Origin of the sequence: Streptacidiphilus jeojiensis (genome assembly GCF_042510965.1) — a bacterium.
Taxonomy (GTDB): domain Bacteria; phylum Actinomycetota; class Actinomycetes; order Streptomycetales; family Streptomycetaceae; genus Streptacidiphilus; species Streptacidiphilus jeojiensis.
Genome location: NZ_JBEUKS010000002.1, coordinates 566,899 through 579,181 on the forward strand (window position 1 = coordinate 566,899; position 12,283 = coordinate 579,181).

The 12,283-nt window shown below is 72.2% G+C and carries 5 protein-coding genes; 2 read left to right on the plus strand and 3 right to left on the minus strand.

All coding sequences use genetic code 11. The annotated features are described in order from the left end of the window. Positions 1 to 78 precede the first annotated feature (78 nt). Positions 79 to 3,687 (minus strand): bifunctional glycosyltransferase/CDP-glycerol:glycerophosphate glycerophosphotransferase, encoded by a 3,609-nt coding sequence (locus tag ABUW04_RS08360; protein WP_380563788.1) that lies wholly within the window; start codon positions 3,685 to 3,687, stop codon positions 79 to 81. A gap of 230 nt (positions 3,688 to 3,917) precedes the next feature. On the opposite strand from ABUW04_RS08360, the gene ABUW04_RS08365 reads away from it, so the two are divergent. Further along, the gene (locus ABUW04_RS08365) at positions 3,918 to 6,110 is read left to right on the plus strand and encodes a bifunctional glycosyltransferase/CDP-glycerol:glycerophosphate glycerophosphotransferase (RefSeq protein ID WP_380563790.1); all 2,193 of its coding nucleotides are present in this window, start codon (positions 3,918 to 3,920) and stop codon (positions 6,108 to 6,110) included. Positions 6,111 to 6,269: 159 nt separating this feature from the next. Beyond that, entirely contained in the window at positions 6,270 to 8,693 is a 2,424-nt protein-coding gene (locus ABUW04_RS08370) for a CDP-glycerol glycerophosphotransferase family protein (RefSeq protein WP_380563792.1), read from the plus strand. Between the two features lie 42 nt (positions 8,694 to 8,735). On the opposite strand, the gene ABUW04_RS08375 is transcribed toward ABUW04_RS08370, so the two are convergent. Next, entirely contained in the window at positions 8,736 to 9,656 is a 921-nt protein-coding gene (locus ABUW04_RS08375; RefSeq protein ID WP_030265366.1) for a class I SAM-dependent methyltransferase, read from the minus strand. Positions 9,657 to 9,792: 136 nt separating this feature from the next. Then, positions 9,793 to 12,108: a bifunctional glycosyltransferase/CDP-glycerol:glycerophosphate glycerophosphotransferase gene (locus tag ABUW04_RS08380; RefSeq protein WP_380563794.1), complete on the minus strand. Its 2,316-nt coding sequence runs from the start codon at positions 12,106 to 12,108 to the stop codon at positions 9,793 to 9,795. Positions 12,109 to 12,283: the final 175 nt, after the last annotated feature.

The window sequence follows — 12,283 nt, forward strand, 5'->3', positions numbered from 1 at the left end:
GGCGGCTCAGCACGCCGGCAGAGGCCGGTGGCCGGAACCCCAAAGGGTTCCGGCCACCGGCCTCTTGATGTTTCGTTCCTAGCCCTGGTCCTCCAGGAGGGCGTCGATGACGCGGGTGGCGGCTTTGCCGTCGTCCCAGGGGCCGTAGGCCTGTTGGTAGGCGGTGTAGGCCTCTTGGTGGGGTTGGGTGGCCGAGTGGATGTCCTGGAGGGCGTGGATCAGTTCGGCGGAGGTGCGCAGGATCGGGCCGGGGGCCTGGTTCTGGTAGTCGAAGCTGAAGCCGCGCAGGTTGTCGCGGTAGTGCTCCAGGTCGTAGTCGAACAGCAGGACGGGTTTGCCGGTGCCGACCCAGTCGGGCAGCAGCGCGCTGTAGTCGGTGACCAGGATGTCGGCGGCCAGCAGCAGGTCCTGGGCGTCGGGGTAGTCGGCGACGTCCCACAGGTAGCCGTCGCCGGCGCCGGGGGCGATCTGGCCCACGCGCGGGTGCGGGCGCACCAGCAACACCTGGTCCTGGGACAGCGCCGCCTTGGCGGCGGCCAGGTCCAGTTGCAGGTTCAGGCGCAGGATGTTGTCGAACCCGAGCTGGTCCTCGCGCCAGGTCGGCGCGTACAGCACCACGGTCTTGCCCGGCGGCAGGCCCAGCTGCTCACGCACGGCCTGGGTGCGTTCGTCGCGGTCGGGGGCGTGGAGCTGGTCGGTGCGCGGCAGTCCGGTCTCCAGCACGGTGCCGCTGTAGCGCAGGGCGCGGCGCAGCACCGGGGTGCTGGGCGGGTTGGGGGAGAGCAGCAGGTTCCACTGGGCTGCGCCGTGTTCGAGGTCGTGGAGTTGGTCGGGGTCGGCGTACCAGTCGTTGTCGAAGTCGAAGCCGATGCGTTTGACGGGGGTGCCGTGCCAGGTCTGCAGGATGGTCTGGCCGGGGCGGCGGTGGATCCAGGGGGGTAGTTCGGTGTTGGTGATGATGTAGCGGGAGGTGGCGAGGGCTTGGTACCACTGGGGGCTGTGCAGGCGGATGGGGGTGGCGGTGGGGGGGATGTCGGCTTGGAGGTCGTCGACGACCCACAGGTGCTGCAGGGGGGTGTCGCGGGTGAGGAGTTCTTGGTGCAGGGCGCGGGGGGAGTCGGCGTAGGGGCCGCCGTTGTAGCTGGTGTACAGGACGGTGGGGCGCAGGGGCTGGGTGCGGGCGGCGGGGTAGGTCTCCTCGCGTAGCCGGCGTTGGTGGTAGGAGCCTGCTTCGTCGCCGGTCAGGGAGTCGGCTGCGGTCAGCAGCAGGCAGTCGTACCAGCGGCGGGCCAGGGTGACGGTCTTGCCGCGGGCGGTGACCTGGAGCGGGACGGTGGTGTGGGCGCGGGGGGCCAGGTGCAGTTTGATCTCGCCGGCGTCGGGTCCGTCGGTGGCTTCGGTGTCGAGGCGGGCGAGGAGTTCCCATTCGCCGGCGCGCAGGGGTAGTTCGCCGCTGTGGACGTCGTTGGGGTAGGCGGGCAGCAGGGCGGTGAAGGTGCCGTCGACGCTCTGGGCGGGGTGGGTCTGCGGGCGGCGGGTGTGCCGCTTGTGGCGCAGGACCAGGTCGAAGGTGTGGGTGCCGGTGACCGGGTAGCTGCCCTGGAGCTGGAACGAGGACTGGTCGGGCAGCACGGTGACCGATTCGACCACCGGCTGCACCCGCTGGTCGCAGATCTGCAGATAACCCCGCGGCGAGGAGCGGACCAGCAGCGCCCGGTCCCCGGGCTTCACCTCCGCGCCCGCCTTCACCAGCGGGAACTGCACCGATGACGGACTGTCAGGCCCCTGGTCCACCACCAGGGCGATGGTGCTCTCGTCGGCGAGGAGCAGTTCGGCGGCCCAGTGGTCGACCTGCCGGGTCCGGGCGCTGGCGCGGGTCTCCGCCTCCTCCAGCCGGCCCTGCTCCAGTTCCGCGGGGTCGATCCGGGTGGTGAAGGGGATCCGGCCGTCGGCCTCGGTGCCCAGCTCGACCGGGTAGAGCAGGGTCCTGCTGCTGCCGTCCTCGGTGTGCCGGATCTGGATCCGGAGGCCGTCCAGGCCCTTGCGCGGACGCAGCGAGCCGCTGAGCTCGATCAGGTCGCCGACGGCCCTGGCCGAGGAGACCCGGGCCTTGACGGTCTCGACCCGCAGGCCCAGATGCTGGTCGGAGATGGAGGGGATCAGCCGTACGTCCTCGCTCACCCAGAACGGGGTGGGCACCTGGCCGGAACCGGTCTGCCCCTCCTTGATCCGGGTCCGGCGCGGACGGCCTGCGCCGAACTGCGCCAGGGTCACCCCCCAGCTGCCGTCCTTCCACTCGCCGCGCTTCTTCAGGCGGTCCGGGTTGACCGTCACCGACCAGCCGGACCAGTCGGCGTGGTGGAACGGCAGATTGCGCTCCCGGGCGGTCACGTCGGGCCGCCGCACGGTGCGGGTGGGCAGCACCACGGTGCGCTTGCTGCCGCCCCCCTGACGCAGCATCAGTGCGCGGACCGAGTCGTACCGGTGCTCGGCGCCGAGGTTCTTCTGGAAGGCGTGCCCCTCCAGCTTCAGCCGGCCGTTCTCCCAGGTGATCGCGTCCACGGTGGCGTGCAGGCCGACCGCGGCGACCAGGGTGGCCACCGCCTCGTCCAGCGGCGGGCTGTCCTTGAGGAAGGGGTAGTCCGCCTTGGGACGCAGCGTGCCGCGGGTCGGGATGGCCCGCGGGTACTCCTTCTCGAACTCCAGGATCGCCAGGATGTCGGACATCCGGCGCTTGGCGGTCAGCCAGAACTTGATCCGCAGGCCCTCGGCCAGCTTGTTGAGGACCGACGGCTCGATGTCCTCCAGGATCGGCCCGACATGGTCGAGGAAGAGCTCGCGGTAGTTGTCGTCGGCGAGCGGCAGCACCCGGAAGAAGATCTGCATCTCCTCGACCAGCACATTGTGGTCGTAGGCGCGCAGGTGGATGCGGTACTCGGAGTCGGCCTCAGCCCGGGTCTTGAGGAACTCGCGGACCATGCTGATCGAGGTCATCCGGTCGATCAGACCCTTGGGGTTGGTCCGGTTCTGGGTGATCGACCGGGAGCCGACCTCGCGCATCCGCCACAGGTAGACCGGCTCGGCCAGCACGTCCACGGACTTGGCCAGGTAGTGCAGCGGCACGCTGACCGGGGCGTCCTCGTAGAGGATGCCGGGGTACTGCATGGCGTGCTGGTCCCAGAAGCTGCGCCGGTAGACCTTGTTCCACGCGGTGCGGTCGGTGATCAGCGCCGGGAACCTGCTGATGTGGGTCTTCAGCCGGGTCGAGGCGAACGGCGCGACGTGCACCCAGGAGGGGTTGGTGCCCACAGCCCGGAAGCGGTGCACATTGCCGGCCACGAAGTCCGAGCCGGTCTGCTCCAGCGTCTCGATCATCAGCCGGTACGAGTCCGGCGGGACGATGTCGTCGCTGTCCACGAAGGTCAGGAACTCGGCGTCGGGGTCCACGGCCGCACTGCCGGTGTTGCGGGCCGGCCCCAGGCCCTTGTTCTGCTGCTGGACCAGGCGGAAGCGGGGGTCGCGCTGTGCGAAGGCCTCGGCGATCTCGGCGCTGGAGTCCGTGGAGCCGTCGTCCACCATGACGACCTCGAAGTCGTCGAAGGTCTGGGCGGCCAGGGACGCCAGGCACTCCTCCAGGTAGAGCTCGACGTTGTAGATCGGGACGACCACGGAGAGGCGGGGGGCCATGAGGTGCGGCGGGCCTTTCTGCGACTGGGGGCGCGGTGGATGTGTTTGACAGCTGATCGTATCCACCTATGGCCCTTCACCCTATCTGTCCGGATGGTGAACGGCACCCGCCGTCGGGGTGGACGGGCCCAAGAAAACGGTAAGCCGTCACCCGGTCGCGAGGGGCCCGACAAGCCGGTCCACGGCTGATCAGAGACGGTTCCGGGGGGCGAACGCTACTGTGGTCCACCATGCCCCGGTTCAGCATCATCGTGCCCGCGTACCAGGTCCAGTCCTACCTCGGCGCCTGCCTGGACTCCGTCCTCGAACAGTCCTACCGGGACTTCGAGCTGATCGGTGTCGACGACCGCTCGCCGGACGGCTGCGGCGAGATCCTCGACGGCTACGCGGCCCGGGACGAGCGGGTCCGGGTGCTGCACCTGCCCGAGAACGTGGGCCTGGGCCGGGCCAGGAACGCCGGGATCGAGGCGGCCGGCGGCGAGTACCTGATCTTCCTCGACGGCGACGACACCCTCACCGAGGGGTCGCTCCGGGCGATTGCCGACCGGCTCGACGCCACCGGCGAGCCCGAGGTACTGGTGTACGACTACGCCCGCACCTACTGGGACGGCCGCGCGGTGCGCAGCCGCGACGGTGCGGCCGGAGCGTTCCGGACCGGTCAGGACCGGGCCGACGTCTTCACCGCCGCGGAGCGCGAGGACGTCCTCAACCTGCTGATGGTGGTCTGGAACAAGGCCTACCGCAGGGACTTCGTCGAGCGGAACGGCTTCCGCTTCCCGGCCGGGTACTACGAGGACACCCCCTGGACCTATCCGGTGATGCTGACGGCGGCCACCATCGCCACGCTCGACCGGGTGGTGGTCCACTACCGACAGCGCCGGCAGGGCGGCAACATCCTGGCCACGGTCAGCCGCAGGCACTTCGACATCTTCGCCCAGTACGACCTGGTGTTCGACTACGTCCAGGAGCGTCCCGAGCTGCACCGCTGGCTGCCGCTGCTGCACGCCCGGATGGTCGACCACCTGCGCACCGTCGGCAACCACCCGGACCGGGTGCCGGCCGAGGCGCGCAGGGAGTTCCACGAGCGCGCCGCCGAGGCCGAGCGCCGGCACCGGCCGGAGGGCGCCCCGGCCCTGACCGTGGCCGGCGACTGGAGGCACGGTCCGCTGGGCCGGCTGGCCAGGACCGCGGGCCGGACCGTGAACGAGGTCGGCCCGAAGGCCGGTCGGGCAGTGGCCCAGGGCCTGCTGACGACCTATCAGGCCGCCCAGCGGAGGCTGCCGCTGGATCGGCAGCTGGCCCTGTTCTCCTCCTACGGGTACCGGCCGCCGGCCTGCAACCCGGCGGCGATCCAGGCCAAGCTGCGGGAGCTGGCCCCGGGGATCAAGGCGGTCTGGGTGGTCGACCCGGAGTACCGCGAGGACGTCCCCGAGGGGCTGACCGTGGTGTCGCCCGGCTCCCGCGAGTACCGGGAGGCGGCCTCCCGCGCCACCTGGTCGGTCAGTAACGTGCCCTTCGACGACAGCGCGCCCAAGCGCCAGGGCATGGTCTACCTGCAGACCCACTGCGGCACCCCGGTCAAGCGGATGGGCACCGACCTGCGCGACTACCCGGCCGCCGGCTCCTCGCTGCGCTTCAACGAGATGCTGCGGCGGGTCGACGACTGGGACTACAGCCTCAGCGCCAACCACTACTCCTCGCAGGTGTGGGAGCGGGTCTACCCCTCGGACTACCGGACCCTGGAGTACGGCTACCCGCGCAACGACGTCTACGCCACGGCCGGCGCCGCCGAGGTGCTGGCCGCCCGCGAGGAGCTCGGTGTCAAGCCCGGTCAGACGGTGCTGCTGTACGCGCCGACCACGCGCGAGTACCGCGCCAGCTACCGGCCCGGACTCGACCCGGCCGGGCTGGTCCGTGCGCTGGGACCGGACCATGTGCTGCTGTACCGGGCACACTTCTTGTCGGAGCACGAGCCGGTCGAGGCGCCCGGGGTGATCGACGTGACCGCGCACCCCTCGGTGGAGCGGCTGGCCCTCGCCGCCGACGCGCTGATCACCGACTACTCGTCGCTGATGGTCGACTACGCCAACCTGGACCGGCCGATCGTCCTCTTCGCCGACGACCGCGAGGTCTACCGGCAGACCAGGGGCACCTATCTGGACCTCTTCTCGGGCCGCCCCGGACAGACCCCCGGCGCCACCGCGGGCACCGAGCAGGAGCTGACCGAGCTGCTCCGCTCCGGGGAGTGGCGCTCCGGCGCCAACGACGAGCTGCGTGGCGCCTTCCGTGAGCGCTTCTGCGCCTTCGACGACGGCCGGGCGGCGGAGCGGGTGGTCCGGACCGTCTTCCTGGGCGAGGCCACCCCGCTGCCGGTGGTCCCACTGGCGGAGCGGACCACCGCACCGAGGCCCGAGGAGCTGTAGACCGGCCAGTACATGGACTTCACATGTACGGCACATGTACTGGGTAAGAATCTCTGATACTTTCCCGGGATGCTTCCCGTTGGAGACGATCACCGCCGCGGGCCTGTCCTGGACAGCGCCCGCCGCATCCCGGCCCAGGCGCGAGCGCTGCCCCGACGTGTGGCGCGTCGTCTCCTGAGGGCCGGTCTGCCGCCCCTCAACGCCCAGTTGCTGGCTGCGGACTGGCAGGACGGGAAGCTGCGGCTGCGCGGCTACGCCTATCTCCGCGACCTGCCGGCCGGATCCCGCGGCGGTGAGGTCAGGGGCGCCTGGCTGCGCAGCGGCCGCACCCGGCTGCTGAAGGTAAGACTGCGGACGGTGCCGGAGCCGGAGGCGACCATCCGCTCCAAGCAGCGGCGGCACAGCTACGACCGGTCCGGCTTCGAGGCCGTGGTCGATCCGCGGCAGCTGTTCGGCGACGCCGCGCGGACCAGCTGGCGGCTGTCGCTGGCGATCGCCGTCCCCGGGCTGCTGCGGCACGGCGGGGTCGGCACCGCCGAGGCGCCCGCAGCCCCGGCGCCCTACCGGCTGGACGACGGGACCCGGGTGGTGCCGGTCTTCGAGCGGGGCTCGCTGGTGCTGCACGCGGAGCGTCCGGGGGTGGTCCTGGACGGGCTGCAGGAATCAGAAGAAACGATTCTGCTCCGGGGTACGGTGCTGGACCCCGCGCTGAAGGGTCCGCTGGAACTGCGGGTCAACCGGCCCCGGGGCGCCGCCGACCTCAGCTTCCCGGTGGAGTCCGACGGGACCGCCTTCACCGTCGAGCTCCCGTTGAGCGCGTTCCAGGCGCCGGCCGAGGCGGAGCGGACCGCCCAGGAGCAGTACGGCGTCCGGCTGGTCGGCGCCAACGGTTCCGACCTGCCGATCGACGCCACCGGGGTGGCGCCCCACAGCCGCCACCCGGTCCCCGGGACCGGGGGCCGCCGCGAGCTGTGCGTCACCACCGGCCCCTTCGGCGACCTGCTGCTGTGCGACCAGGAGCCGCGGGTCTCCGTCGACTCGGCGCGCTGGAGCGAGGACGGCGAGGTGCTGCTGGACGGACGCTTCGGCTCGCTCCTGGACCAGCCGTTGGAGCTGATCGCCCAGCACAGCGGAAGCCGGGAGGAGGTCGCCTTCCCGGTGGTCCGCGACGGCGACCGGGTCCACGGCCGGCTGCGGCCCGACGACATCGCGAGCGCGGGCGGCTCCTTCCCGCTCGGCGAGGGCAACTGGTACTTCTTCCTCCGCGAGAAGGACGGGGACGGGACCGCCCCGCTGCACGCCCTGCGCCTCGCCCCGGCGCAGCACCCCTCGGTCCCCGCGGCCCGTACCGCCGCCGACGGCCGGGTGTTCACCCTGCAGCGCCGCTTCCACGACCAGTTGCTGCTGGTCTCGGGATCCGTGCTGGCCCAGGACGAGCGCGGCGGCTACAACGCCGAACAGCTCCAGGCCCGCTACCGGGCCGACCGCACCCGGCCGCTGCTGCCCGCCGTGCTCTACAGCAGCTTCGACGGCCGGCAGTACTCCGACTCGCCCCGGGCGGTCCACGAGGAACTGCGTGACCGGGGCGCCGCCCTGGAGCACGTCTGGGCGGTCAGGGACGGCCAGGCCAAGGTCCCCGAGACCGTCGGCACCGTGCCGCACGGCAGCGCCGCCTGGCACGAGGCGCTGGCCCGGTCCAGCCACATCGTCACCAACACCCAGCTGCCGGAGTGGTTCGAGCGCCGGGAGGGCCAGTTCGTGGTGCAGACCTGGCACGGCACCCCGCTGAAGCGCATCGGCATGGACCTGGCCGGCACCGCTGAGGCCAACGCCGAGTACATAGCCTCCATCCCGGCGCGCTCCCGGCAGTGGAGCGTGCTGCTCACCCCCAACCGCTTCAGCACCCCGCACCTCAAGCGCTCCTTCGGCTACCGGGGCGAGGTGCTGGAGAGCGGCTACCCGCGCAGCGACCGCTTCCACGGCGCCGACCGGTCCAAGATCGCCGCCCAGGTCAAGGCGGAGCTGGGGATCCCCGAGGGGAAGCGGGTCGTGCTGTACGCGCCCACCTGGCGCGACGACCGGCGCCGCGGCGGCGGACGCTACGAGCTCGACATGCAGTTCGACCTCGCCGAGGCCGGGAAGGCCCTCGGGGACAGCACCGTGGTCCTGCTGCGCCGCCACTACCTGGTCACCGACCGGCTGCCGGGCGGGCACGACGGCTTCGTGCTGGACGTCTCCCGCTACCAGGACGTCGCCGAGCTGATGCTCGTCAGCGACGTCCTGGTGACCGACTACTCCTCACTGATGTTCGACTTCGCCCAGACCGGCCGTCCGATCCTGTTCCACGTCCACGACCTGGAGCACTACCGGGACACCCTGCGCGGGTTCTGCTTCGACTTCGAGGCCACCGCCCCGGGGCCGCTGCTCCGCGACACGGCCGCGCTGGTGCAGGCGCTGCGCGACCCCGAGGCGGCCACCGCCGACCACGCCGAGGCGTACCGGGCGTTCCGCGAGTGCTTCTGCGATCTGGACGACGGCCGGGCCGCCGCGCGGGTGGTCGACCGGATGCTGGAGCACGGCTGAGAGCCGTGCTCCGTGGGTCCGTGATCCGGGACGTCCGGTCCGTCAGCCGCTGCGCCGGCGGCGCCGGACCACGGCCCGGGTGACCACCGGCGGGAGCCAGTCCGCGGCCAGCCGCTTCAGCCGGGCCGAGGACTGCGGTGCCCGGGCGGCGTCGCCCCGCTGCTCCCCGGTCCGCGCGGCCGCCTGCGCCTCGCCGTGGAACCGGGACAGCGGGAAGGCCGGCGGCTCGCCCTTCCCCCACATCTGGATGAAGTCCTCACCGGCGAGGCTGTGGTCGGCCGATCCGCGGTCCGGCCACTGCGCCAGCGCGCTCCGCAGTGCCGTCCTGGCCGGCTCGGGGTCGCCCCAGGTGCCGTAGAACTTCTGCGGGGAGACGCAGATCGGATGCAGCCCGTGGTCCAGCACGGCCTGCCAGACGGCGGCGGCCACCCCGGGGGTGTGCTCGGTGCGGTAGTCGTCGAGGACGACCACGCCGTCCGGCAGCAGGACCTCCCTGGCCACCTGGATGTCGCCGACCACATGCTCGTACAGGTGCGAGGCATCCACGTGCACGAACCGGCAACTGCCGGCCGGGACCCGGCCGTCGGCCAGTGCCGAGGTCGGGGCCTGGATGATCTCCGGCAGCGTGTCGTGGAACGCCAGGTAGTTCTGCTCGAAGCGGACCCTGCTGAGCGTGGACTGGTAGAAGTCGGCCACTTCGGCGCCGTTGGCCTCGTCGTCCGCGACCTCCGAGTCGAAGAGGTCACAGACCGTCAACTTCTCGTCGGGGTGCAGGTAGTGGCCCAGCAGGACGGCGCTCTTCCCCAGGTAGACGCCGAGTTCGAGCAGGTCGCCGTGGACCTCCCGCTGGAAGTCGCCGAGGAACCAGTCGAAGAGGACGCGGTCGTTGGCGAAGAACCAGCCGGGTATGTCGTCCAGCCGTTCCGGGCGGGGCGCCTTGGGCTGCGCGGTCTGGGAGGGCACAGCGGGGGAGGGTGCGGTGGCAGAGGACACTCTGGAGACTCCGAGAGGTGGGGGTGGCTGCTCGGGTGGTACGGGTTCCCTGCCGCGCGACCCTACCCCCGATCCACTGCATATGGACAGGTTCTTCACGGCATGCTCACTGATGGGCCCTGGTGTCCGTCCTGGCGTCCATGGCGGCGGCGCCGGAGCGGTCGCCCTGCCGGCCGATCACCGCGGCCTCCTCGGCGACCAGCCGCTGCGCCTCCCGGGGGGAGGGGGCGTGCGCCCGGCCCGCGAGCGGGAGCACCGGGGGGACCTCCTGCCCGCCCAGGAACAGGGTGCGGACCACCCGCTCCGCGGCCAGGCCGTCGTCGTGGGTGCAGAAGCGCTCGCGGAACGCCGCGCGCAGGCCGGCCGAGTGCCCGCTGTCCCAGGCGCCGGAGCGGAAGGCGTGCGCCAGGGTGTCCTCGTCCGCGGTGACCAGGCCCGGGGTCTCCCCGGGGCGGCCGGACAGCAGGTCGAAGTAGACCCCGCGGGTCTCCCGGTACACCTCCCAGTCAGGGGCGTGCACGACGATCGGCCGGTCCAGGTCGGCGTAGTCGAAGAGGATCGACGAGTAGTCGGTGACCAGGGCGTCGGCGGCCAGCATCAGCTCCTCCACGCAGGGGTGCAGCGACACGTCGCGCACCAGTCCGCGCCGCTGCAGGTCGCTCAGCACGGCGTCCTCGCCGTAGAAGTAGTGCGCCCGGACCAGCAGGGTGAAGCCCTCGCCCAGGGCCCGGCAGAGCCTGGCGAGGTCCAGCTGCAGCCGGAACTCCCGCTGGTGGTCCCGGTGCGTGGGCGCGTAGAGGATCGCCGTGGTGCCGGCCGGGATGCCCAGCTCCGCCCTGATCCGCAGCACCTCGGCGGCGCCGGCGGTGGCCAGCACGTCGTTGCGCGGATAGCCGGCCTCCAGGCTCTCGAAGGTGCCGGGGAAGACCCGGTCCCACACCTCGGTGGAGTGCCGGTTGGAGGACAGGCTGAAGTCCCACTGGCCGACCATGCCCATCAGCCGGTTCCAGTTGACCTTGGCGGAGCAGGCCGGGTGGTCCAGCTGGTCCAGGCCCATCTTCTTCAGCGGCGTCCCGTGATGGGTCATCAGGAAGCGCTGCCCGGGGCGCTTGGGGTGGACCAGGCCCAGGCCCGAGTTGGTCACCAGCCAGCCGGCCCTGGTGACGTACCACCAGAACTTCGGGGACCGCAGCAGGACGTGGTCGGTGCCCGGGGGCACCGTCTCGGCGCCCTTCTGGGTCAGCACCCACACGCCCCGCACGCCGGGGGCGAGCTGCCTGGCCCGGGCGTGGATCGCGCCCGGGTTGCTGCCGGTGGAGGCGCCCCAGTAGGAGCAGTACAGGGCCAGGTCGCGACGGATCGGCAGCATCCCGCCGACCCGCCGGGCGACCTTGACCGCCTGGGCGGTGGCCCGTCGGCCGATCCGCTCGCGGCTCTCCAGCAGGCGCTTCCGGGCGCGGTCGAGCGCCTGGCCGGCCAGGAACGCCGGGCGTGAACCGGTCAGCACGCCGCGGGCCCGCAGGCCGCCGAGGCCCGGCAGCCCGCCGGCGGTGAAGCGGCGCCAGCGGGCGCAGCTGTCGGCGGCGGCCCGGAAGAAGGCGGCGGTCTCGGAGCGGGACGCGGAGCCGGGGCGGGCCAGCTCGTCCAGCACGGTGCGCACCATCCGCTCCAGGACCAGCCGGGCCAGCGCCGGGTCGCCCTGGACCCGGGTGAGCAGTTCCTCGAAGCCCTTCAGCGACGCCGGGTCGCAGCGGCGCTCGGTGGCCGGGACCCGCGGGTCCCGCTGCACCCGGCGCACCAGGCACAGTTCGGGGGTGGTGGCGACGGTCTCGGCGTCCAGCAGCGAGCGGTAGGCGAAGACCGGTTCCGGGTCGGCGCCGGGGAACGGGCCGGGTCCGTCGGGGGCGCAGAAGTCCCGGCGCAGCACCCGGTTGGCGCGCAGCGGCGGCAGCCGCAGCAGGGCCGGCCGGGCGGCCGGTCCCGCGGTGCCGCCGTCGTCCGACCGGCTCGGCGGCACCACGCCCCTGAGCTGCTGCGGCCGCCCCTGCCAGTCGTCCGTCCGGTGCGCGAACACCAGCACCTGCGGGTCCTTCGCGGCGGTGAGGGCGCGGTCCAGCACCTCCAGGGCGTGCGGGGTGAGCACGTCGTCGGCGGACAGCAGCAGCAGGTACTCGCCCGAGGCCCGGTCCGCGCCCAGGCGCAGCGCGGCGTCCTCGTCACCGGTCCGACGGGACGTCAGCAGCAGGACCCGGGGGTCCAGCCGGGTGAACTCGGTGGCGATGGCCGCGGTGTGGTCGGTCGAACCGGCGTCCACCACGATCAGCTGCACTTCGCCGAAGGACTGCGAGAGCACGGACTCCAGACAGGTCCTGAGGTGCCGTTGGGCGTTGCGGGCCGGGACGATGATGCTGAAGCGGGGCATGGGATTCCGTCGTGTCGAGGGCCAGGCGGGGCACGGCTGGGCCGGTGGGTGGCGTCACGGCCTGCATCGACAGCGGAACGTAGTGATCTGGTAACAGTCTGTCAAGTCCGCTGCGCCGTCCATGCGGTGGGCCCGGATTCACCTGAACGGGCGAGGGCGGGTGACCTTCTTCCGG

Bases quoted from the DNA above. Each gene is read 5' to 3' on its own strand.
- ABUW04_RS08365 (WP_380563790.1), top strand. From the start codon at position 3,918: ATGCCCCGGTTCAGCATCATCGTGCCCGCGTACCAGGTCCAGTCCTAC.
- ABUW04_RS08380 (WP_380563794.1), bottom strand. From the start codon at position 12,108: ATGCCCCGCTTCAGCATCATCGTCCCGGCCCGCAACGCCCAACGGCAC.
- ABUW04_RS08360 (WP_380563788.1), bottom strand. From the start codon at position 3,687: ATGGCCCCCCGCCTCTCCGTGGTCGTCCCGATCTACAACGTCGAGCTC.